Source organism: Paenibacillus sp. ALJ109b (assembly GCF_010747435.1).
GTDB lineage: Bacteria > Bacillota > Bacilli > Paenibacillales > Paenibacillaceae > Paenibacillus > Paenibacillus taichungensis.
Window position 1 is genome coordinate 137947 of record NZ_JAAIFP010000025.1, and the last position, 24754, is coordinate 162700.

Annotated in this window: 15 protein-coding genes; 6 read left to right on the forward strand and 9 right to left on the reverse strand. The window is 46.8% G+C overall.

From position 1 onward, the window contains the following. Nucleotides 1-222 precede the first annotated feature (222 nt). From G3352_RS22830 to G3352_RS22840, 3 genes are all read left to right on the forward strand, one after another. Nucleotides 223-1983, forward strand: a complete 1761-nt coding sequence (locus G3352_RS22830) for a DEAD/DEAH box helicase (protein WP_163760275.1) — start codon at nucleotides 223-225, stop codon at nucleotides 1981-1983. A gap of 2 nt (nucleotides 1984-1985) precedes the next feature. Continuing rightward, complete coding sequence (locus G3352_RS22835; protein WP_163760278.1) at nucleotides 1986-3209, forward strand: YqhG family protein; 1224 nt, start codon at nucleotides 1986-1988, stop codon at nucleotides 3207-3209. 333 nt (nucleotides 3210-3542) lie between these two features. Then, complete coding sequence (locus G3352_RS22840; protein ID WP_163760281.1) at nucleotides 3543-4442, forward strand: hypothetical protein; 900 nt, start codon at nucleotides 3543-3545, stop codon at nucleotides 4440-4442. Between the two features lie 95 nt (nucleotides 4443-4537). Here G3352_RS22840 and G3352_RS22845 read toward each other — a convergent pair whose 3' ends face one another. Then, entirely contained in the window at nucleotides 4538-4762 is a 225-nt protein-coding gene (locus G3352_RS22845) for a YqzE family protein (RefSeq protein ID WP_163760283.1), read from the reverse strand. A gap of 195 nt (nucleotides 4763-4957) precedes the next feature. On the opposite strand from G3352_RS22845, the gene G3352_RS22850 reads away from it, so the two are divergent. Further along, entirely contained in the window at nucleotides 4958-5698 is a 741-nt protein-coding gene (locus G3352_RS22850; protein WP_163760286.1) for an N-acetylmuramoyl-L-alanine amidase family protein, read from the forward strand. Here G3352_RS22850 and G3352_RS22855 read toward each other — a convergent pair. Together G3352_RS22855 and G3352_RS22860 are read right to left on the reverse strand one after the other, a co-directional pair. After that, nucleotides 5673-6620, reverse strand: a complete 948-nt coding sequence (locus G3352_RS22855) for a divergent polysaccharide deacetylase family protein (RefSeq protein ID WP_240343187.1) — start codon at nucleotides 6618-6620, stop codon at nucleotides 5673-5675. The two genes, G3352_RS22850 and G3352_RS22855, sit on opposite strands and share 26 nt — an antisense overlap. 76 nt (nucleotides 6621-6696) lie before the next feature. After that, nucleotides 6697-7593: an AraC family transcriptional regulator gene (locus tag G3352_RS22860; RefSeq protein WP_163760289.1), complete on the reverse strand. Its 897-nt coding sequence runs from the start codon at nucleotides 7591-7593 to the stop codon at nucleotides 6697-6699. 210 nt (nucleotides 7594-7803) lie between these two features. Here G3352_RS22860 and G3352_RS22865 point away from each other — a divergent pair, with 210 nt between their 5' ends. Beyond that, complete coding sequence (locus G3352_RS22865) at nucleotides 7804-10242, forward strand: glycosyl hydrolase family 95 catalytic domain-containing protein (protein ID WP_163760292.1); 2439 nt, start codon at nucleotides 7804-7806, stop codon at nucleotides 10240-10242. 82 nt (nucleotides 10243-10324) lie between these two features. Here the strand turns inward: G3352_RS22865 and G3352_RS22870 are convergent, their stop codons facing one another. From G3352_RS22870 to G3352_RS22880, 3 genes are all read right to left on the reverse strand, one after another. Next, nucleotides 10325-11929, reverse strand: coding sequence for an extracellular solute-binding protein (locus G3352_RS22870; protein ID WP_163760295.1), 1605 nt, complete (start codon nucleotides 11927-11929; stop codon nucleotides 10325-10327). Nucleotides 11930-12061: 132 nt separating this feature from the next. After that, the gene (locus G3352_RS22875) at nucleotides 12062-12952 is read right to left on the reverse strand and encodes a carbohydrate ABC transporter permease (protein WP_076289391.1); all 891 of its coding nucleotides are present in this window, start codon (nucleotides 12950-12952) and stop codon (nucleotides 12062-12064) included. Nucleotides 12953-12980: 28 nt separating this feature from the next. After that, nucleotides 12981-13937 carry an ABC transporter permease gene (locus G3352_RS22880; RefSeq protein ID WP_076289390.1) on the reverse strand — a complete coding sequence of 319 codons (957 nt, stop codon included), beginning with the start codon at nucleotides 13935-13937 and terminating at the stop codon, nucleotides 12981-12983. Between the two features lie 222 nt (nucleotides 13938-14159). Here G3352_RS22880 and G3352_RS22885 point away from each other — a divergent pair, with 222 nt between their 5' ends. Next, nucleotides 14160-15917: a cache domain-containing sensor histidine kinase gene (locus tag G3352_RS22885; protein WP_163760298.1), complete on the forward strand. Its 1758-nt coding sequence runs from the start codon at nucleotides 14160-14162 to the stop codon at nucleotides 15915-15917. Nucleotides 15918-15985: 68 nt separating this feature from the next. On the opposite strand, the gene G3352_RS22890 is transcribed toward G3352_RS22885, so the two are convergent. The 3 genes from G3352_RS22890 to G3352_RS22900 all read right to left on the reverse strand — a co-directional run bounded on the left by G3352_RS22890 (nucleotide 15986) and on the right by G3352_RS22900 (nucleotide 24687). Continuing rightward, nucleotides 15986-18106 carry an alpha-galactosidase gene (locus G3352_RS22890; RefSeq protein WP_163760300.1) on the reverse strand — a complete coding sequence of 707 codons (2121 nt, stop codon included), beginning with the start codon at nucleotides 18104-18106 and terminating at the stop codon, nucleotides 15986-15988. A gap of 166 nt (nucleotides 18107-18272) precedes the next feature. Beyond that, on the reverse strand, nucleotides 18273-22853 hold the full coding sequence (locus G3352_RS22895; RefSeq protein WP_163760303.1) for an S-layer homology domain-containing protein: 4581 nt from the start codon (nucleotides 22851-22853) through the stop codon (nucleotides 18273-18275). 301 nt (nucleotides 22854-23154) lie between these two features. Then, nucleotides 23155-24687, reverse strand: coding sequence for a response regulator (locus G3352_RS22900; protein ID WP_163760305.1), 1533 nt, complete (start codon nucleotides 24685-24687; stop codon nucleotides 23155-23157). Nucleotides 24688-24754 lie beyond the last annotated feature (67 nt).

The following is a 24754-nucleotide window of genomic DNA, read 5'->3' on the forward strand; positions in this document are numbered from 1 at the left end:
CTCCTCCTTTATATTCAGGATATATAATGAGATACAATGCTCACTCTACTTAGGTAAAGTTACTATTCATCAACATACGTGAATACCTATCATTTTACAACCCTTCCAGATTTCTTGACTGAAATCACCCCTTATTCCAAGGTTGGTTATGAACTGCCTCTCATTCGTCCATACTATTACCTACGAATAAACGTCATCACGAATGGCAGGGGAGGAAGCACCATGAACCGGAAAAACCCGCATCAAATTAATCAACCTGCAGCAGAACTACCCGTTCCGCTTGAATTCGATCGCAGCTGGATCACCCAACTGGAATCCAGACTCGATAAAGGCGGCCCTTGGGGCGATTACAGACTCTTTCAACTTGGCATTCAAGCCGAAGAGACGAATCTGATTCCCAACTTTGATGAAATCCAATGTCTGAAGCATTTACAGGGACTCACTCCTCTTCCACACCAGATGGATACTGCACGCAGAGTACTGTTTGAAATGTCAGGTCGTGCCATTCTCGCCGATGAGGTTGGACTTGGCAAAACGATTGAAGCTGGCCTGATTTTGAAAGAATATATGGTTCGTGGACTCGTATCCAAAGTGCTCATTCTCGTGCCTGCGTCCCTTGTACTGCAATGGGTTCGGGAGCTGAATTCCAAATTTGGCATCCCTGCCGTTGCACAGAAAAAGGCGTATTCCTGGCAAAACGAAATCGTGGTTGCCTCGATGGATACAGCAAAGCGTGACCCGCATAAAGATATGCTGCTGAATACAGATTACGACATGATTATTATAGACGAGGCTCATAAACTCAAAAATAAAAAAACAACGAACTATCAATTCATGCTGAAATTGCGGAAAAAGTACTGTCTGCTGCTTACGGCTACACCGGTACAGAATGACATGAGCGAGCTGTTCAACCTCATTAATCTGCTCAAGCCGGGACAGCTTGGCCGTCAGGGTGATTTTGCAGCCAACTTTGTCGTCGACAAACGCATTCCGAAAAATCAGGAGCAGCTCAAGGATGAGTTGTCCAAAGTCATGATCCGTAACCGTCGCGGTGAAGGACCTGTTCAATTTACCAAACGGAACGTGTCCAATGTGAATTTGCAGCTTTCGCCTGAAGAACAAGCCCTTTACGATGGGGTAACTTCCTTTGTGAAGGATCAGTACCAGGAAGCGGGCGGAAACCTGAGCAGCATGCTTTCCCTGGTGACGTTGCAGCGAGAAGTATGCAGCAGCCGGGATGCCGTGTTTGTGACGTTGGTCAATCTGTCGAAGAAGCTTCCACTTGACTCCCCACTGCGGGATAAGATTTGGGAGCTCGTTGCCCATATTAAAGCGATCAAGGAAAATACCAAAGCGGAAAAAACGATGGAACTCGTTCGTGACATGAATGAGAAGGTTATTATATTCACCGAATACCGCGCCACGCAGGAGTACTTGCTCAATTATTTTCGCAACAACGGCCTGACCGCAGTTCCCTACCGGGGCGGCATGAACCGGGGTAAAAAAGACTGGATGATGGACCTCTTCCGTGGCCGCGTACAGGCAATGATTGCAACCGAGGCGGGCGGTGAGGGTATCAACCTGCAATTTTGCCATCACATGATTAACTTCGACCTGCCCTGGAATCCCATGCGTGTTGAGCAGCGGATCGGTCGCGTACACCGATTGGGACAGCAGAATGATGTGAACATTTACAACCTTTCCACGACAGGCACAATCGAGGAGCATATTCTGAATCTGCTTCATGAGAAGATCAATATGTTCGAGATGGTTATTGGTGGATTGGATGTCATTCTGGAGCGGCTGGAGAAGAAGGAATCGATCGAAAAAAGTTTGTACAAAATCATGCTTGAATCACAAAACGAAGAAGATATCCGCCGTAAAATGGATACGCTTGGACAATCGCTGAACTCCATTCAGCGCGAAGTCGCAGATGAGGCACCGGCCGTATCCGGGCTTGATATTCGTAAAGGAGGCCTCTGATCATGACCATGTCACCCCATGAAGTGCAGGCATATGTGCTCACTTACCTGGAAACACTTGATTGTCAGATTATGGAGCGTTCTCCTGCCCATGTTACGGTAAAACTTTCACCTGAAGCCGACAAGGCATTAACCAACCGTCCGTATTATTGGGGATTTGTGGAGCGAACCGGCGCACCTGCCGAGACGATGTCCTTTACATTCGTCTTTGATCCGGATGCCTATCAGCAAGCGTTAGAAGCTGAAGAAGCAAAAGCTGCACAGTTAGCTCCACCAGCCTCACCAGATGCCGGTCTCGGTACCCCTGAGGCTCCCAAAGAGACTATTCTAGGTCGGTACTTCGGTATTGTCCCTTCTCTGCCTCAGCTGGGACCCGGACGGATTTTGAAAGAAGATGTTGTATATGGCAGCCGCAGGTTGCAGCAGATCTTCAATGCAGCGCGTGAAGGCGGCGCATTCGTGAACCTGTTTGAACAGGCTGCAAAAAGACAATTGCGTGCTACCGCACCAGCAGTTTACGAGCCATGGCTTGGTGTGTGTTTTAAAGTGGAATTCGCCTGTGATCTGAAAAAAGAGGAACTTCATTTTATCGGTATCTCCCTCAGAACAGGGGAAATTGTCGAGAAGTTCGGCTCGAAGCTAAACAGGCGTGACCTTAGCCCAAGGCTTGCTGAGAATATGCATATACAGACCGCCAAAGTATCGCTAGCCGATGCTGGGGCAGCTCTGGAATCGCATTTGACAAACCGCTTGCTGGAACTCGACTATAGCTGGGCAGAGAAAGCCAAAGAACGGCTTGATCTGGAACTTGCTGTTGTGGATACGTACTATGAAGCAGTTCTTAGAGAGGATACCCCTGAGGTCGACGTAGACTCAAGCTCTGCCTCCAACACAGACGGTAGTTCAACGGATCAGGAACATGCAGGGGCCGGTCCATCTGCCCAAATTCAGACTTCCCGCCCCGCCCCTTCCCGTATCCAGAATGCACGTCTGCAGCCCGTTGAATCAACTAGTGTGACAATCGGATCAGATGTCGAACTCGCTGCTGAAGCTGCTGTTCAGGCAGAACCAGAAACGGACCCGGAACAGGATAAAGCCCGCCAAGCGGTCATGGACCGGGAAGCCATGAAGCTGCAATACGAGACACGCCGTACCGAGATGATTTGGCAATACGAGCCCAAAGTGAAGGTTACCGCGATAAGCAGCGGCATGTTTCATTTAAGATAGACGACGAAGACACTACTTTTCCCGCAAATGACGGCAAAAGTAGTGTTTATTCATGAGTGACAGCCCGACAGGTTGCAGCAACCTTCGCATAACCTGTCCTCTAAAATGGAACTAGAAACGATCACCCAGCGAAAATGGATTCCGTTTTGTCAGGATATGTACCCCAGAAAAGTAGGTGTTAGCATGAAACGACCCTTCCACAAGGGATGGAACGTGATTCGCCGAATAACCGGAATTGTAATGTGCCTTCTATGTGTAATCACCCTGCTCCCCTTATTGCAAGCTGAAGGTGCTGGAATTCAAAATGCATTTAGGTCCGTACTCCCCACTACATTGGCCACAAGTACGGCGGAACTTCATTCCGACACACTGGCTCCTGATGCAGTACAACAATTTGCTCGCGAGCAAGCCATCATTCTAAGTACTGAATATGAAGGGAACCGTTGGGATCATGCTCAATTGGATTTTTATCCCCTGGGTCCAGGCACACGCAGCTGGTTGGTATACGCTAATGTTGGAGAGTCACCCGTTGGTTATATGATCATTTCAGCTAACGATCAAGGACAATTTCAACTTGGCGAGTACGGTCAGGGAGAACAACGGCCGTACAACACTTCCTTGTTGGATCAAGCTCTGAATCGACAGCAACTGGACTTGAAGGAGCTAATTACTAACGGAGGAGGGCTTCAATTACGTTATGCGCCTCCCCTGCTCGCTTATTGGAAAGTGGAAAGGCCTAACGATGATGCAATCTATATTGACGCAACCAACGGGGATACCTTGCCAACAGGTATTTTGAATGCACTGGATACGGACTCACGGCAGCCTACGAAACGAATGAAGTCCATAAGGTCAATATCTGTACAAGCTGTCGTGATGACGCCTGAAGATTTATCACAAGTCTCCTCGTTGTCCGTTGACTCCATGGATCTGCAACCTCTGTTTGATCCCGCGGACAATCTGTTATGGATCACGTCCAAAGCACTTTCGATCAGCGGTGTTAAGACATTGAATCAGCAATGGAAAGAGCATAAAAAGATTGTTTTCTCTGCAGATCAGCAAAATGTCTTGTATGGCGGGCCTTTGCCTGTCAGTGGTTATCAGATCTGGCGTGACGACCGTGGAACCGTTCAAAAACAATATGTAGCTATTGGCGGGAATACTTCGGTAAGACGATTTATACCTCTCCAGACCTTGCTGAGGGACGGGCATTTCTATGCTGTGAAACCGTGACCGATCTATACAACAAATAAGACGCCTTCCTCTAGTTCTTCATAGGAATGCGTCTTTTTCTTTGGAAGAAGCTACTACCTACGTTGGTTCTTGATTCACCCTTTACCCGAAGAGCTTCGTTTCTTCATTTCCCCCTGCGAATTCATCGCTTTTTCCTTTTTCCCAACCCATAGAGATACGGCAAAAGGAATCATTCCAAACCACTTCATTGTCCACGGCTCTTTGGCTTTGGTGCGTCCTTTACGCTCATCCTTCGGTGTATCAATATAATGAACGACTCGCTCTGTAATGTATTTCACCAGCTCATCACTTTTGGCCATAACCTCTGCCTCCCTTAGCTCCGGCAAAGCCGGGGCTTTTGTTATCTCTATTGTGTGCAGAAGGGATCATCAATAAACATTTTTTTTGCTGCAAAGAGTATGAAAAACAGAAGAATGCACAGTCTAATGCCAAAGGTATCCATTCACTCACTTTATGGCATAAGATGCCTATTTCATGAAGGAGCGTGTATTCTCATGTATAAACTGCTGGCCGCATCGATGGCATTGCTAATCAGCATCAGTTCCATCCCCCTGACCGACCTGCCTACATTGCATTCACAGCGATCGCCAATAAGCCCATCCATGCTGCCGGTAACCGATGGAGATGCCTATCACTCCACTCATCATGCGTTTGCAGCACCTGTCATCCTTCTGGACGTTGGTCATGGCGGCATTGACGGTGGAACAACAGACCATGGCGTACTGGAAAAAGACATCAATCTAGCCATTAGCCAAAAGGTGTATCTCCTGCTTCGCAGCAAGGGTTATGCAGTCATCATCAACCGACTCGGCGATTATGCACTGAGTGACGAAAATCGCTGGTTAAATAGTCGCTCACGCCATCGCAGGGATTTGGCTCAACGCAAAAGCCTTAGCGAAGAGGTCAGCACCGACATCGTCGTCAGCATCCATGCCAATTGGAGTCCAAGATCATCTGCTCAAGGCCCGGTTGTTTTACATCAGAACGAAGGACGAAGCTACATGCTCGCAAGTTCCATCCAGAATCAGCTTAATCAATTGTACGAGTCGGAGCGTGATGTTGTATGGGGCAAACCCTTTTACCTGTTGAATCATGTAAAACAACCTGCTGTAATTGTTGAAACCGGATTTCTGAGCAATGCACATGATCGCGCAATGATCAGCGACCCCGGCGAACAGAAACGGATCGCACAGTCCATTGCTAATGGTATTATTTATTATCTGTCGGCAGTTTAGGCTCAGCTTGCCAATGCCACACATCGCGGACCAGGTCGCTAATACCGACGAACTCAATCTGACCTTTGAGCCGAGCTACGGATTCATGGACGACAGCAGAGGTATTTAATCCGGTATGGCCAACATGTCCGATTACTACACACACATCTTTGTCCAGAGCACGTTGGGCTGCCAAATCCATTTGCTTGCGTATTTGTTGTTTGGAATTGTGGTCATCCAGAAAAATATCGTTGCCGACGGGTGGCATGTTTTTGGTGATGGCCAATTCCCCTACCACAGAGCGAAAATTGGTTCGGCTATCCACAAAAAACAACCCACGCTCTCGACATACATCCAATACAATGGACATGATGCGTTTATCAGACGTAATTTTGGAACCCATGTGGTTGTTCATGCCGACGGCATAAGGAACTTCATCTATGGCTTTCTCCACTCGTTCACGCACTTCTTCATCCGTCAGATTGGATGTGATCGCTCCTGGACCGAGCCATTCCGGTCTACCCTTTTTGGGCTCCATTGGCATGTGAACAATCACATCCATTCCTTTTTCATGTGCGTCAATCGCATCTTTCTTCGTCGTTGGCAAGAATGGCATCACGGCCAATGTGAGTTTAACCGGGGTCGCCAAAATTTCAGAAGTCCCTTTCATGTCATTCCCCGCATCATCAATGATGATCGCCATTCGTTTACGCTGCGATTTGTCTGCCGGAGTTGGTGATATCTTACCTGAAGTTGAACCAGGTACTTGTATCGAGGTCTGCTCCGTTAACATTTGCTCTGGCGTTTGCCCTGAAGGAATCTGTGGTTCCGCACTGCTGGCAGAGAGGCCTACAACGTAAACCATGAATATCGTACCTATAAGTACCACTGACATTTTGAATTTCCAGGTGCTGGACCACCCTTTTCGCCCGGCCTTATTCATCCATCGTTCCCTCCTTTGTTCTGTCCCATCATTATTTGAACAATGAAGGGGGAATATGTAGACAAAAAAAGCCTGTTCATTCCAATGGAGCGCTTGAGGCCGCAGTGTTGGATTGACTTAAGCGATATTGGCGCGGAGCCTGACCTGTCAGTTGATGAAAGAGGCGGGAGAAATAATGAACCGACCTAAAGTGATATTTATCTGCAATTTGAGTGATACTTAATGTGGTGTGAAGCAAATCGTACTTCGCCCGTCCAATACGAAATTGGTTCATATATTTACTGGGAGAGTATCCTGTAAACTTCCTGAACAGCTCAAAAAAATGTCCACGGCTCATATTGAGGCTTTTGTAATAGCTATCCAGTGGCTTGGGCGCTCCGTGAAGTAAGTCCTGCTCCATCATTTTAAGCATTTGAGATATCCGGCGATCAGGGATTACATGGTCATTTCCCATGCAACAGTTCAGAAAATAGTCGATAAACGTCTGGAAATTACGCTGAATCATCAAACTCCACATAAAATTCTGCTCATTGGTGTATGCCCCGCTTTTATAAAAATCCTCGAAAAGATCCTGCCAAATCTGCAGAGATTCCACCTTTGATATTTCTTTAAGCGCATACGGAAAAGTGGGGCCCACAAAAGCTTGCTGTAACACCTTTGGTGGATAACAGACCGGACAAGCCGTATCAAATACATCTTTTCGCTCCACATAATGCCAATCAAAATAACAACACAGGTGAACCATAGGGTTATCCGAATCAGCCACCCATTCATGCAGTTGCCCTGCTGGAATATAGATCAGCGAACCGGAACCAAGTCTGCTGCTCTTTCCATTTGTACTTAATACCCCATACCCTTCGCTGATCAAGTAAATCGAGCTGGTATAACAAACTCGCGGAGAACTCGACTGTCCCTTCGCAAAAGGGTATCGGGTCGCCAAATATACATAGGGATGCAAGGAAGCAAAATTCATTGGAAGTTTCCTTTCCGACTCCATTTTTCTCGATGTTAACCTTTCATCTCCTTCACCGAAAGGTACAATTGGGGACTAGAGGTACATATCATCGTGCGCCAATTGATCTGACGATCGTGCAAATCATGGACGTCTTGCTAAATACAGCAAACTGCTGTTCAGATACAGTAATAACTGTACATCGCAATGACTTCATGAGGAGGACGACTTGTGCAGAAGAATGATAAGCAGCCGAAGAGAAGATACGAGATAAACAAGAACAGAGGCTATGAACGTGCAAAGAAGCATCCCATTTGCTTCAATGGTCCTGCACCGGATTTTTTTGAAGGCGCACTACTGGGCAATGGAGGACTGGGTATTGTCGTAACAACCCGCCCTGACGCTGTAATGCTCCATTTTGGACACAACAATGTATGGGATATTCGTCTCGCCGAAGAACACCGTGAAGAGCTCATGACTTTCCAAGAGGTATATGACAGATTCGCTGCACTGCCAGCAGATTTGCCGCAATTAACGGATCATCCGTGGTACAAACAATATTGTGAGATGGCTGGCCAAAATTACAGCAAAGCTTATCCCAAGCCCATGCCCTGCGGGTCACTGCTGCTGCGGTATGATCGGCGAAAGGCCGAAGTCATCGGCCATACAATGGATATTGCCAATGGCCTTTGCACAATTGATTTCCTGATCGATGGCGAACCTGCTGTATTCGAACTCTTTGTAGAAGGAGAGCACGACCGGGTCTGGATGAAGGTAAGTGATACCGCGACGGGTGCTCTGATTTCCTTATTCGAGGAGATCAAGCTGATTCCCGATCCTGAAACACCGCCTGAATTTCCCCAAGCAACAGTCGTAACCAGCGAAATTACGGGTAGACAGTCATTTACGCAAATTTTGCCGCACGTGGAGCATCCCGCTGTGCCCTATACTACACATGAAAAAGATAGAGCTTTCCGGCTCGCTGTTCGCTCGTCTGAATTAACTGCAATGAAAGAACATGCTTTGCATCATCAGAAGCCCGCAGTCAACGGCTCTCCTCTGGGAGAACCTTTACATGGCTTTTTGGCCTGCGCAGAGCTCTGGGAAGGCCTTTATAGCGAACTGAATAATGAGGTCCACCCGCCAGAACTATCTTTTTTAAGTCAAGCTAAGGAAGAATCCAATGCCATGTGGCGTGATTATTGGAGCCGCTCCTCCGTCGCACTGGAAGATGAATTTCTGGAGCGTATCTGGTACCACAATCTGTACTTTTTTAATTGTGCCGTGAAAGAGGGCGTTACCTGTCCAGGTCTATTCGCCAACTGGAGCTATCGTACCATCGGTGCAGACTGGCATGGGGATTACCACATGAATTACAACACACAGCAGCCATTCTGGCTCGCATTCTCCAGCAATCATCTCGACAAACATCTTCCCTACGTGGATATGGTTGATCATGTACTTCCCGTCAGCCGAGCGTGGGCACGTGATTATTACGGACTGAACGGTGCTTACTTCCCCCACTCAGCTTATCCTGTTGAAATGTCCATGATGCCCTACCCTGTCCCGCACTGGGGATGGGAAATCTGTGAGACACCTTGGACCGTACAAAGTCTATGGTGGCACTATCTGTATTCCATGGACGAGACGTTCCTGCGTGATCGTGCATTTCAACCCATGAAGGAAGCCGTGCTATTCATGGTCGATTACATGAATCGTCCTGAAGCACAGGGTGAACGCTGGGGAGATGGTAATTATCACATTTTTCCGACGGTGGTGCCGGAGCTATATGAGATTTCACCCGGCTTTGCCAAAAACAAAGACTGCCTGATTGACCTTACACTAACGCGATTTCTGTTCAATGCGTTCACCCAGGCTTGCGATGTTCTTGAAAGGATGGAATCCGAGCAGGATCTGCTAGAGAAAGTAAAAGAGATTTTGAGCCATTTCCCTTCTTATCCCACAGCCGAATCCCGCAACGGTCCAGTCTTTGTGTCGGTGGAGGGTGAGGATCCTGATGTGGTGTATAACGTCCCCATTCCTATTACGACCGTATTTCCAGGTGAAGAGCACGGGCTTCATTCGCCAGAGGAGGAATACCAGACCGCAGTGAACTCCTACCTTAATCACCGCAACGAAGGTGGGAATGAACTAGTATTCTATCATCTTGCCGGAGCCCGGCTTGGCGTGTTGGATTTGGAACGCTTCAAACGTCAAATCCAGTATTGTCTGCTACCAAACGGCACTTGCACAGATCGGGTCCTCATGAGCGGTGGTCGCTATGCTGACACGGAGAACTTCGATTTCATGTCCCGGATGGGTATCTGGTTCGAAAATTTCTCCCTGCCTGCCGTTATCAATGAATGCCTTCTTCAAAGTTATAATGGAAACCTGCGTTTCTTTCCCAACTGGCCTAATGGACAGAAGGCAGAGTTCCACACCCTCCGTGCCGTGGGTGGCTTCCTTGTCAGTGCGGCTTTTGTGGATGGGGAGACGGATTGGATCGAGATTGAGAGCGAAGCTGGTACTTGCCTAACCTTCTATATCCCTTGGGCAGAAGGGGCATTATGCACAGTTTCTTCTGGTGAGCAATATATACTGTCTGGTCAGGTTGGCAAGATCTCTACGGTAGCAGGGGATTTCATCTCCATTGTTAAAGCAACGGTTTAGCTCATCTTGTAGAATGCGTCCATAAATAAGAAGCGCCCCGGGCAATCACCCGGGACACTCTTATTTAGAAGTAGCTTTTCAATTACTTGGAAGACCACAGTTCCATACGCTGAGCATATTTCTCGTTAATGATATCTTCCACTTTCTCATCGCCAGCCTTCTTCATATCCTCCAGCATCTTGTCAAATACGGAGTTGGCTTCAGCTTCACTTGGAGCAATAATGGCTCTCGTAATGCTCTGATCCATAATATCCTTCACCTTCTGGGCCGTCAGTGCTTGAGGTGTTCCCCCATCCGGGTTCAGGTTATCATACTGTGCTGTATCCCATACGGAATCACCAAGACTCTTGAGGGCCAGTTCATCCACTTCACTGCGTTGGAATTTAACGGCCATGTCATACGGCTGTCCATTTGGATCCAGACCATTTTTGACAAACCATAACCATTTGCGGACGCCACTTTTCTTAACCGTATCATCCCAGTTATCCTTGAAGCTTTGCAGGAATGCAGGGTCCGGTTGTCGCTTGCCATCCACCATGGTATATTGTTCGCCTTCCTTACCCCACAGCAGCAAATGCTGTCCTTCATCACTCGCCAGGTAATTAAACAGCTTTATGGTCTCTTCCGGGTGTTTGTTGTTTTTGGTAATGGCGATTGCATCCCATCCAAGCGAGCTTCTTGGACCAAATGTGGTTTGAGCCGGATCTACTCCTGGAGCAACAATTTTGTATGCGAATAACTGATTCTTTTCCCCGCCATCCTTCTTCAGGGCCGCATTACCGTTACCTGGATCCCAATATGCACCTGGGGTAGCAAATACCGCGCCAGTCGTCAGCTTTTGAATCCATGTTTGCGTTTTGCTAATCGCAAATTCCTTTTCAATCAGACCTTCTCTATATAATCGATTCATATATAACAGCATTTCGCGATATTTGGGGTCCTTAACATCATATTGCAGACGTCCGTTGTTGTCATAATACGTTTTCAAACCCCACATGCCTTTGAATGTGCCCAGATTTGCGCCCATGTTTTCACCGTTCATCGTCATGGGAATGGATTCTTTGCCATCAATCGTGTTGTATTTTTCTTTAAAATTTTTCAGGAGTGCTTCAAACTCGTCCGTGGAGAGGGGTTGTGAACCATCTGCTTTGTCTGGAAGGAACTCTTCCAACAGACTCTGTCTCATCAGCATACCGAAGACCGGATCACTGTCGAGTCCATACCAATTTGCCAAATAGTAGTTTTTGCCGTCTGAATATCGTGTTTTGGTCAAAGTTTCGCCGTACATTTCTTTCAGATCAGAACCATACTTTTCAATTAACTCATCCAGTGGAATGAATGCGCCGCTTGAAATATATTTATCGAGGGAAGCATCTCCCCGGCTCATGACCACCACATCCGGATAGTCACCACTGGCAAGCATCAGGCTCAGTTTTTCCGTTGGATTACCCGTTGGCTGTTGTATGGAAATCTCTATGCCTGTCTTTTTGGTAATTTCCTGTGCAACCGCATCGGTAAAAGGCTCTCCTTTGGTATTACCATCAAACCAGGACAGCGTAATCGGCCCTTGCTCCGCATCTTTTCCCGCTGTATTGTTCTCCCCATCACTGGAGGAGCAGCCCGCAAGCAAACCAACGACTAATGCAGCCGTAATCCCCATGGTCATCCATTTTTTTGTCTTTGTCATTGACACCCTAATTCCTCCCAATGAATAAATTCCTGTAGTGATTGATTGAGCATTTCCAAAACGATCTTTGCCCACCCCCTTTCAGGAGAGGCCACCGGACAAGCCTTTCCTGCAACCGGATTATGGAATAGATTAACTCTTCACCGCTCCCAAAGTCATGCCTTTAACAAAGTATTTTTGCAGGAACGGATACACCATAACGATTGGTAAGGTGGCTACCATCGTAGCAGCCATTCGAATGGTATCGCTGGAAACGGCATTTCGTTTGGCCGAGTTGGCCAGCATTTGCGTTTGTGAAATCATGCCGCCAGTCTGAAATTGATTCAATATTTTGACAAGCACGGCTTGTAAGGTCTTCAGGTCCGAGCTGTAGGTGAACGCATAGGAATCAAACCAGGCATTCCAATGCCCAATTGCTTGAAAAAGCCCCACTGTTGCAAGTACAGGTGTTGTCAGCGGCATGACAATCCGGAAGAAAATTGTCAGATCGTTAGCGCCATCCACCCTCGCCGATTCTTCAATCTCATGGGGAAGCTGTTCCATAAAGGTACGGACAATAATCATATAGAAAACATTCATCAAACTTGGCAAAATGAACACCGAAAATGTATCGATCATGTTCAGTGCCTTAAGCACCATGTAGAACGGAATGAGCCCGCCACTGAAATACATGGTAAAGATAAAGTACAGGTTCCAGCCTTTGCGACCAACCAGATTCCGCCGACTTAGCGGATACGCAAGCATCGTAATGACGAGAACCGATAGCGGTGCGCCAATCAGCGTTCGTTTGACGGTTACCCACAGCCCGTTTAAAATCTCGCTATCTTTCAAAATCTGCTGATAGCTATCCAAAGTCAAGTCCCTGGGCCACAAGTAAACGCCGCCCCTTACCGTATCCTCCGCGCTGTTCAATGAAAGAACGAGTATATTCCAAAACGGAAGAAATGTAACCAGTAATACGAGAATAAGAATGAAATACACAATAATTTTGAAAATACGATCCCCGAATCTGTTCAGAATCATCACAAGCGCTCCCCTCTGTCTTTTATAGTTAGAACAACGCCTGGTCGTTCACTTTTCTGGAAATCCGGTTCACGATGAGAACAAGAATAAAGGCAACAACGGATTTGAACATCCCTACAGCAGCCCCGTATGAGAACATGCTGTTCTGTAGTCCGTATTTGTAAGCATAAATATCGATAACTTCGGAGTATTCAAGTACGGTATTATTTTGCAGCAGGTATTGCTGTTCAAATCCTGCATTCAAAATGCCTCCGACCGCAAGAATAGCCAATATGACAATTGTAGGGCGCATGGATGGCAGCGTAATATGCCACATTTGCTTAAATCGGCTGGCTCCGTCCACCCTGGCCGCTTCGTAGAGCTCCGGATTTATGGAAGCGATTGCGGCGAGATACATAATGGCACTGAAACCCATCTCTTTCCACATATTCGATAATGCGATAATCCACCAGAATAGAGGCCCATTCTGCAAAAATGCAACTGGTTCTTTGACAATACCCAGCAGAACCAGTATATTGTTAAGCATTCCATCCGAAGCCAGCAGCGTAATTACAATGTTGGCTGCAATAACCCATGAGATAAAATGCGGCAGATAAGAAACCGTCTGTACAAAACGCTTGAAAAATCCCTGTCTCGCTTCATTCAACACAAGCGCGAGAATAATCGGAGCAGGAAATCCGAAGAACAGCGTCAGCAAGCTTGTCGCAAGCGTATTACGCATAACCCGATAGAAGTCCCCTGTAGTAAAGAAATACTCAAACCACTGGAAACCTACAAATTCGGCATGGAAGAACTGGTAAAAAAACGATCCCCCACCCGGCTGATAATTCGTAAACGCCATATATAGTCCAAACATCGGACCATAGGAAAATAACAATGTCGCAATGAAGGCAGGAAGCATAAGCACGAATAACCATTTTTGCTCTTTTAGTCTGCTTATCAGATTATTGCTCCTGACTGTTTTGATAGCGCTTACCTTATGCATTAAATACCCTCCCTTTTTCTATACAGCAGCATGGCCAGCCATATCTTGATCAACTTCTCTCCTATTTATCATAAATTTGACGCAGATCGCTTGCCATAGTCGAATTCTCCGAAAGATACCGCTTTTTAAAGATGTTTTTGTGCAAAGAGAGGATTGGATTTCCATAATCACTCTGCTATGATGAACTGTGCAACGAATAATCAGTCAAGAGAGGGCTACCTAATGCGCCAATTATATCGAAAATACATATACATGCCTTTTGTTAACCTGACCTTTCGTTCCAAACTATTTATGGTATTTGTACTCGTCACCATCATTCCGATGATGTTATTGGTTTATTTTTCCTATGAACTTACCAAAACAAAACTTACCGAGCAGATCTACATCAACATGACGAACTCAACAGCTCAGATCACTAAAAATCTAGAAAATAAACTGGATAGCTACGAACATATTTCCGCCTCCATTTATTTGGATAATCGTCTTGCCAATTACCTTACGAACGAGTATCAGGATGATCCATCCTATTTGGACGTCTATAACTACATTGGCAATCGAATCGACACCGTGATGGCTGCCTACCCTGATTTTGATAGCGCATTCATTTATTCAGACAATCCATCACTGCCCAAAGACAATTATTATATCCGGCCGATTACACCCGAAGTTCAGAACACGGAACTGTTCCACAAGTTGAAACAATCTTATGGGAACATTATTCATCTCTCATCGCCGCAGACCGAGAATGGTCCCGCCATGTTTACGCTTGCCCGGCTGCTGAACAACAATAGTAATCAGTATCCCTACGGGATGCTGGTATTTCAAATTTCCGAGTCTGTCATCTACTCTCTCATGGAAAAAGAAGCAGGCGGCAAAGATATCTTTATTATAAATGACAAGGGCATAATTCTATCTTCAGCGGACAAGCAGTTAATCAACACAAGCCTGCCCGAATTGCTTCATCAAAATTTTGACGAGACGCCTTCAGGTAGATTTGATACAACGTATCAAGGTGTGAAGGCTCTGGCGGTTTATAACACGCTCAAAAACGGCTGGAAAACGGTGTCCATCTTCCCCTATGACAGTATTATCAAGGATGCCAAATCTCTCTCTCAGCTTATTATCAAAATTTCACTGGGCTTCATCGGCGTGGCGCTGTTGCTCATTTATATTACCGCATCGCTGTTCAGCAAACGCATCAGGACGTTAATACGGATGATTCGGCGCATTGAACGAGGGGATTTCAACCCTACCCATGAGGAACAAATGGGCAATGATGAGATAGGACAGCTTCACTTTGCATTCGAACAGATGACAACCCGGCTGAAAAGTCTGGTTACGGAGGTCTACCAGAAGGAGCTACAGAGCAAGGAAGCCGAGCTTGATCTGCTTCAAGCTCAGATCAATCCTCACTTTCTGTATAACACACTCGGCTCGATCTCCTCTCTGGCCGTAAAACATCAGGATCCCCAGATTCAGGATATGGTCCTTCACCTGGCTAAGTTTTATCGGATATCCCTGAATAAAGGAAAGAGCATCCTGACTATCAATGAGGAATTGAAATTGACGCAGAGCTATAATGCCATTCAGCTTATTCGATTTAAAGGCAAGCTGAACATCATCTACACGATAGATCAATCGATCTTGCCCTACTCGACCGTAAAGCTTGCGTTACAGCCTTTTGTGGAGAATGCAGTGATTCACGCACTGTGGAACCAGGATCGGCCCCTAAATATCCATATCAAGGGCGTCATCGAAAACAATAGTATCATCTTATCTGTTATAGACGATGGAATGGGCATGCGACGTGAGACGCTTCAGTCTTTGTTTGAAGAGAAAGAAGGACGAGGCTATGGCATTTCAAATGTGGATCGGAGAATTAAGCTGAAATTCGGTGAATATTACGGTGTTAAAGTGTATAGCAAACTAGGCATGGGAACCACGGTCCAAATTCGTCTGCCACAAAAAGAGATCCAATAAAAAAGGAGTGCAATGCAGCCACTATTGGCTTGCAAAGCACTCCTTTTAATCCATTCTACAGCATCCTTTTATACCTGCTCACGGATACGGTATACCAGACTGTCGAAATCGCCACGTAGAGGCAGCTCCACCCCGATGTTCATCAGCGCACGGCCACTGACCGATAATCCCAGCTCTTCAATGAGATAGGTCTTGTCAGCCTGAAGACCTGCCAAACGCAGTCTAGGTAACGGTTCACCCAGCTTCTGCGAGTGAAGAAACGCGAACAGCACATGGTCACTTGCGGCAGCATTACTGTACTGGACAGCCGTAACTCCCTTATCGCGAAGCGCAGTCAGGCGGAATTGTCTGCCGAATTGTACGAGGTGGCGAATGGCTTTGTACTGTCCGATGAATTCCCCGGACTGCTCGATCCATTCATCACTCCACTCGTTCAGATTGGAGCCAATACCAAGCGTGCCCATCATTGCACTGTGGAAACGATACTTCAGGGAGACGTTTCGACCGTTCATTCCTGTAGGTGACTCGGTTACCCAACAGGTCATCATACCTGGTGCATACGTATAGGAGAAGCCTTCCTGAATGCTCAGACGGTCGAACGCATCCGTATTGTCACTCGGCCAGGATTGGTCGGCATAACGGAAAATGCCCAAATCAATCCGCGAGCCACCTCCTGCGCAAGTCTCAAACTCCACATCCGGGAACTTGGCTCTCAGCTGTGCCCATATATCATAGAGACTCTGGACATGCCTTACCCATACTTCTTTCTGGCGGTTAATAGGGTGCCCCTTCATGCCAGGCTCCGTGATGGTCCGGTTCATGTCCCATTTAATGAACTTAATCTCATGGTTGCCAAGCAGTTCGGTCATAAAATTGATAATGTATTGCTTAACCTCCGGCTTGGAAATATTCAGCAGCAGCTGATTGCGAAGCTCCGTACGTCCCCGGGTCTCAAAATGATATACCCAGTCTGGATGTTCTCTATAGAGATCACTATCCGGGTTGACCGACTCCGGCTCTACCCATATGCCAAACTCCATCCCAAGTCCGTGAACCCGGTCAATCAGCTCAACAAGTCCGTTCGGAAACTTCTCCTTATTCACGTTCCAGTCGCCCAACCCCGCTCGGTCGGAATGCCGCTGTCCAAACCAGCCGTCATCCACGACGAATAGCTCCACGCCCATCTTGGCTGCCCGCTCGGCAAGCGCCATTTGGTCCTGTGCGTTAACATCGAAGTAGGTAGCTTCCCAGGAGTTGTACAGCACTTTCCCGATTTCACTGCGAGGCAGTATGTAATTGTATTGATATTGATGCAAGCGGTGGCTCATTCCGCCAAAGCCTTCTGGGCTGAATCCGCCGACAAAGACAGGCGTCTCGAACGTTTCGCCCGCACCCAGCAACCATTCATTGTCAAAATCATTGATGCCACCTGTTACCCGTACATGCGTGAATGGGGTCTTCTCCGCAACAATCTTCCAGTTGCCGCTCCAGGCCAGAGCACCAAACCATACCCCACCGCCGCTTTCTGTCGAAAGACCATCATCAATCGCAAACCATGGGTTGGCATGACCGTCCGTGAAACCTCTCCGCGATTCAAGTACCTTTTTTCCCTCTGTCAAAATGGTATTGCGCAGTTGGAATTCACCCGACCATTTCCCCGTAACATGCGTCAGGCGGTAATCCTGGAGATATGGCAAAGTCCAGGCTGCGGATTGCATGCTTTCCAGCACGATATCCTCTTGTCCCTTATTTACGATATTGGCATAACGCTCCACCAGGTCGAATTCCGGGATGACCCGATATACCAGCTGCGTTTCAAGTGCATAGACCTGATCCTTCAACGTGATAATCAACGTCTGTCTGCCATCTTGTTCAATGATCTCGTGACGGTCATACTTTACCTGAAGATCGCGGACACCATCAGACATACGCAGCTTCAGAGATGGCTCTGTATAAGATGCTCCTCCCCAGAAGCTGTACTCCTCCACCTCTCCTTCCACTTCCGCGTCAAAAGAGCTATGGGATTGTAGATGGAGCAACGGAGCGCTGTCCTCGATGTCCACGGGGTTACCCCAATACAGATGCTGGAGGTGTTCCCTCTCATTAATTCCGAAAATGTAGGACGAATTTTGCGTCTGTATTGCAAATATACGTAGTTGTTCATTATATTGAATCGTCAAGTTTATCATCCTTTCGAGTTCCTGTTACCCTCGTGCTGTGTGTTGTGAACATACATATTATTGTAGGAAGCAGGAGTTAAATTAGCCATATCGCATTCTTACAATCCATAGGGGAAATCATCTGTCATTCTAAGTTATGAAAATAAGGCTGCGATGCATTTCGCAGCCTTATAGCTTACTTCAAAATCAGGTTATAGATGACCTGAGCCGCCTCTGCACGGGAAGCAATCCCTTTAGGTACAAACTGTCCTTGTTTTTGGCCTTGGACCAGTCCTAGTCGGGCTGCATCCTTCACCGAAACAGCTGCCCATGAAGAAACCTGAGCCATATCTGTAAACAAGATGTCTGTAGAACCAACAGGCACTTTCCCATCATTCAGTTCGTATGCTTTCATCAGCATCACCGTAATTTCTTCACGGGTAATCTGTGCGTCCGGCTGGAAACTGGCTGCGCTTCGGCCGTTTACAATACCGGCTTGGGTCGCAATCGAGATGGGTTCCGCGTACCAAGCATCTGTCGCTACATCTGTAAATTGTACTTTCCCCGCTACGGTCAGTCCCAGAGAATGAACGAGCATGGCGGTGAATTCAGCGCGAGTGACTGCCCGTCCTGGCTCAAATTGATCTTCGTTTGTGCCTTCGACATAGCCTTTTGCAGCCAACTCCTTGATTACAGAGCTGGCCCAATGATTGGCCGGAACATCGGCAAACGTCCGATTCAGTTCCAGAACGGCGTACTTGCTGAAGTGGCTCACTTTAGTCGTTAATACGCCATTCAAGTAATCCGATTTGAGAAATTCCAATTTCCCATTTTCGTTAATATAATATATTCCTCCCTGTGAAGGGTCGAAGCCTTCAGCCGCTGCCAGACTCAGCGTAACCGGATGATCAAACGCAGAGAGGGTTTCGGTTGCACCAGATTTAGTTGTTACCGAAAGGCTGAATTCATAGATTTCACCCTTAAGGGAAACCGTTGCCCGGGAAGATGATTCCACTGCAGCAACGACCTCCTTGGCCTTGCTGCCAAGCGAAAGCATTTTCAAGGAAATCGTACTATCTTCCTGTTGCCCCGCTGGTAGCTTGCTCAACAGCTGCTGGAACAAACTCGCAGGTACTTGCAGGGTTAACTTACCTGATTTCACTTCCAGTGTATGGTCGCCGAGCTGGCGTAAAACAGCAGATGACAATTGTAGCTCTTGAGTACCAGCCTTGATGTCCACAACGGCTTTCCCTGCCCCATTGTCCACTTTCAGCATATCGGCCCTGATGACCAATTTTGCTGTATCATTCTCCTGAGCCGTGCTGTTGCCGGAGTTCCCACTAGTAGTATTATTGTTATTGCCATTGTTGCCAGGGTTGCTTGGATTTCCTGGGTTGCCTGGATTTCCTGGATTTCCTGGGTTGACTGGTTTTTCGGTCAATTTAACCAACTTCGATTCAGCCGGTCCAAGCGAGATGGACCATGAACCCGTGGCTGACGAAGATTCTCCTGTCCACAAATCTTGTAACGTGTAGGATTTGGATTCATTTAATCCGGCACGACCCAAATTAATCGTTTTGTTCGCTGAACCATTAGCGCTGTAATTAAATACGGCAAGGTAATAATCATTGCCGTCTTTCAGAACAAACGTATCTGCGGCATTTGCATTCGTATTTCCTTCAAGCGGCTTGAATACTTTGCCTTTCAGCGCCACCTGAAGAACATCCGTGTTATTGTACAATGCTGTCATGTATTCCTGTGCCTTGGGATCGTTCACATCATCGGAATCCATCATCACCGTGCCGGCAATTACACCGGAATTTACCCGGCTGCGGGCTTCCTCCAGGCTTGAAGCACTGCTTAATGCCAAATGATCTGGGTCTGTATAGGAATAGATCGTTCCATTTTGCCAGAAACCATATGTCAATGAATTGAGCATGTACTCCGTCTCATTGATTTTGCCATAGGTGTCACAAGAGATCCGTCTGCTATGCGCATATTGACTTGGAAAGATCGGTGCAATGGACGCACTAATAAACATTTTCCCATCCAATCGCTCTTCGACATAACGCATCCCTTCATTGTAAGCCTGGATTCCTGTCGTCACGGTAGTGTCATAGTGTTGGCCTTCCAGTGAGCCATGGGTCAGGAAATCCAGTTTGATGAACGTGAATCCAAGTGATTTAAACTTATCCAAAAAATAATTCATACGCATTTGACTCCCCGGATGTGTCACATCCAGTGCATATGCTCCATCCAGTGTAGGCAGAGGTTTCCCCTCAGCATCCTTAAGCACAATATCACCATACGTATATTGCCCGTTGGTACCATCTACTTTTTGGCTCATATCGTTGCCCCAATACACAAATGGTCCCCAATAGATGCCTGCATGCTGACCATTGTCCTTAATTACAGATACGGCTTGGGCAAGCTCAGCATCACTTAGATTGTCCCAGTAGGAATCCATATTAATGAATACATTGCCGTTATTGTTGAACTTCTTAAGATTGTTCTTGAAATAATTGGACACGTCCACTACGTTCTGATACGAAAGCCCGCTATCATAAGCTCCCCAGCTATTCCAACCTACTGGAACACCTTGTGGCAGCTCCGGATTCAACGCCAGCGGAGGAGTAATAATCGCATTGGCTTTACCGTATTCTTCAAGTCCTGTACGGTAGTCACTGAAACCACCTACCATAATCAGTGGTGAGGACAGTTCAGTACCAGTCAGGCTGCCATGTGGCTGAGTATCGCGAGTAACGTCACTCGCTGCACCACCATACACAGCAAATTCATTTAGACGATTAGCTGAGCCTTTCCAGTCAATACCGGTCTTCCAGGTGTCATGGGTTACTGAACCGATCACGAGACCGTTACGTGTTGAGTTATTGAATACCGTTGTCATTTCGTAACTGGTATCCGCCCGGTTCATCGTTTGAGATTTATAGCGAATCCATGCATCGTTGTCAAAAGGCACCGTAAGCACGCGGTTATCCGAGCTGACGCCGATATCCACACCACCCGTATTTTTCACGGTAATTGGTGACATGTAATTACTCTGGATCTCTGTATCACTGATGGCGTCCAGACGGTTGAGGAAATACGATTTATCTTCATAAAACCGATAGATCTGCTTCAGGGTTGGTTTGCCAGTTGACGTATGAACAAAGTTCAACTCAATGCCTTTGCCGAATCCATCCTGAATCTCCCGCGGTGCTCCACCGCTCGCATGACTCTCATAACCTTTGGTTTCCACAAGACTCTCACCAAGTTTAATGCTGCTGAAAATCCCCCGCATCTTCTGCCCTTCTGCCCAGCTATAGCCGACGAATCCAGTCTGGGTATTATAAGACACTTCGTATTGTCCGTTCGATACCAGAAGGCCATACGTGTAATCAGTCACCGTGATATCCCCGTATCGTTGAGAGTCACCCGGTGTTCCCAGATCGTCATCTCCTTCACCTGGATTTTCGGGTTCTGTCTCTATCGCAGGCTCTACGATAATCCGGTCCAGATCGGGAGAATAGCCATTGTTGTCTGAAAAGGTAATCGTATTCTCGCCTTCAGTTAATGGGAGTGTAAGATCATACGTACCTGCCGTATCCCAGTCCGGGGTTTTGGGCAGGTCGTGGAACTGCTCTTCCCCATCATTCGCATGGACATAGAAACTCCGCGGATCACCGGAAAAATAATCTACCTTAACGCGGTAATCACCTGTCATGGGGGCTATAATTTTATTGAACGTCAAGGAGCTCCCGCCATTCAGATAGCCGACCTTTTTGCCTCCGGAAGCATTCGGGCTCTCTGTTACGCGTGCTTCACCAGTCAGTGTATTGCCCGAATCTTCGGCTTCATAGCTAAGCGTATACGGGATCACTTCAATTCGGTCAAAATCGGGGGAGTACCAATCATGATCCGAGAACGTGATGCTATTAACTCCCTTATGGAGGGAAGCTTCCGCATCATACGTGCCTACCGTATTCCAGCTTGCCGTTTTGGGCAGATCAATCATCTCATCCGTGCCATTGTTCACCTGCATATAGACAGGTCGCTGGTCACCAGAAATATAAGATATCCGGATCAAATATGTACCATCTGCCGGTACGTTTACATTCGTAAATTGCAGTGAACTGTTTTTGTTCATATCCGTTACTTTTTTTCCGCCTGAACTGATACTGCTGTCCACCACCTTGGCATTGCCTTTCAAAATATTGTCGGCTGCTTCTGCCTCAATGATTGCACCATGCAGATTTTTCTTCCAGTCGTCTCCGCCACCTTCTCCCGGCATGTCACTGTCCAAACCGCGGATCACAATCTTGTCGATGTCGGGAGAATACCAGTTGTTGTCATCAATCAGGATTGTGTTGGTACCCGCGTTCAACGGAAGAATCACATCATACGTTCCCACCGTATCCCAGTCGACTGTCTTGGGCGGTTCTTCAAATTGCTTCTCCCCGCCATTCGCACTAATATTGAACGGCCGCGAATCACCTGAAATGTAGTAAACGGAAATCTTATAATTTCCTGTCTCACTTACAGTAACATTGTTAAATTGCAAGGAACTGCCTTGGTACATGCCTCCGACCTTTTTGCCGCCTGAAGCCGTCGGGCTATCAGAGATTTTCGCGTTGCCAAGCAAAATATTCCCCTCGGCCTCGGCTTCATAGGTATTCATATCATCGGCGTGAGCTGTTCGAACGAACTGACCTCCACCAACTACCAGGCAAAAAATGATTAAGCACACAAATCCTTTTTTCATAATCCGTCCCAACATAACATGCCTCCATTTTCTTTTGATTGAGTTAGGTCTCCATATGCCTATCCTGCGTTGGTTCACAGCCTTTATCTGTAATCGCTTTCATAAAGATCTGTTAAATCCCCTCTCTCCTCCTTCCTTTCCTATATGCCTAATTGTAAAAAGGAGGCGGGGGATGTTCCATACCACAATGTTACTATTCATACAGGAAAGCCTCTTTCATTTACCATATCATGGGGTTAGTAAGAGGGAGCCTATCCAAATCATGTTCAAGGAAAACAGGAGGATCAACATCATCATTACCAAACAGCCTGTATCGTCATATACTTTTCCTGTATTCGTTGGGTGTTACGCCCTGTGTCTTCAAGAACAGAGAAATAAAATAGGATGTACTTTCATAGCCCACGTTCTGCGCGATATCGTGAATCTTGAGCGAGCCATCTGCCAGCAGTTCCCTGGCTTTATCCAGTCTGATGCGTGTCAGATAATCGTGAATTGTCACCCCTGTTTTTTCTTTAAAAATGGATCTCAAATAGTTCGGTGACAAATAGACCTGATCAGACAGGCTGTTGATGGTAATCGGCTGATTGTAATTCTGATCGATGAGGGTACGGACCTTGTGAATCAATTTTGCATTTTTGTCCATAAACCGCTCCCCCAGCATACTCACGGCATCTTCCGCAGTACCGAGAATCAGATCTTCGATCTCATGCAGAGTCAGTGCATTATAGATGGAATGATATAGCTCAGCCCGCTTCGGAACAGGTTTGTGAAGCTGCTCCAGCAGCTCATTAACGAGATCTATCGACCAGTCACAGATGATTTTCTTCTTGACTCGCAATGTTGCCAATCCCTCAATATACCCGTGCAGCTTCTGTGCGGCCCATTCAAAATCCAGTCGATTAATAGCCTCAAACCATTCCTTTTGTTCAAAAGGGGGCATATGCTCCGTATAAAATTGGTTCGAAAGCGTCTCCGCATGAATTATCGTGCCTGTACCTTCATAGAAACGCTCGTTCAAGATGGTTCGCGTCTGTTCGTACAGACAGTGAATGTTGGATAACTCGGTCTCTTGTCCGCCTACAGCTGCCGTTACCGTAAAATCCAGGGCACTACGAATAGCCTCCGCTAAGTCTTCCCACGCATAATGTCCCGGCTGCTGGGCCGCTTCCATAAATACACCGGTCTCTCCTTCCTTGTAATCCACAAAGATTGCTTTCAGATTCTTCGCCTTAAAGAAATGATCGAGAAAAGACACCAGCCGAGCTGTACATTCCTCCAGACTTTGCTGTTCCTCTTCAGCCTCCTTGGGATCGATACTGAACAAGGCCATTGCATATCGGGTGGTCTCCGGTTGTCGGGTTAGACGGCTGAAACTAAAAGCGAGATCAAGAGCACGATCCTCATTTTTTTCGTAAGATAACTCCTTCAGAATATTGGCTTTGGCCGCCTCCATGGAACGGTTCTTCATTGCAACTTCTTCACAACGCTGTTTAACTTTACTGATAACGCTTTCAATTTCGTTTAAATCCAAAGGTTTTAGCATATATCCCACGGCCCCTACGTTGATAGCCGATTTTACATATTGAAATTCATCGTGCCCGGTCAGAAACATCACCTGGATCGAGTCGTAGCTCTCATGTATCTTTCTCGCCAGATCAATACCGTTCATTATCGGCATCTGAACATCCGTAAGAACGATATCAGGCTGGGTGGCCTCGATCTTCTCCAAGGCCTCCCTGCCGTTATTCGCCGTTCCCATGATATAGATACCCATCTCTTCCCAACGGATATAATCCCTCATCATCTCAAGTCCCAGCTCTTCATCGTCTACCAAAAAAATACTATACATCAACGTCCCCTCCCTTTGTCTCTTTCTGTCTCTATTATATGTTTTTCCCCCCGTGGGACCATGGTCC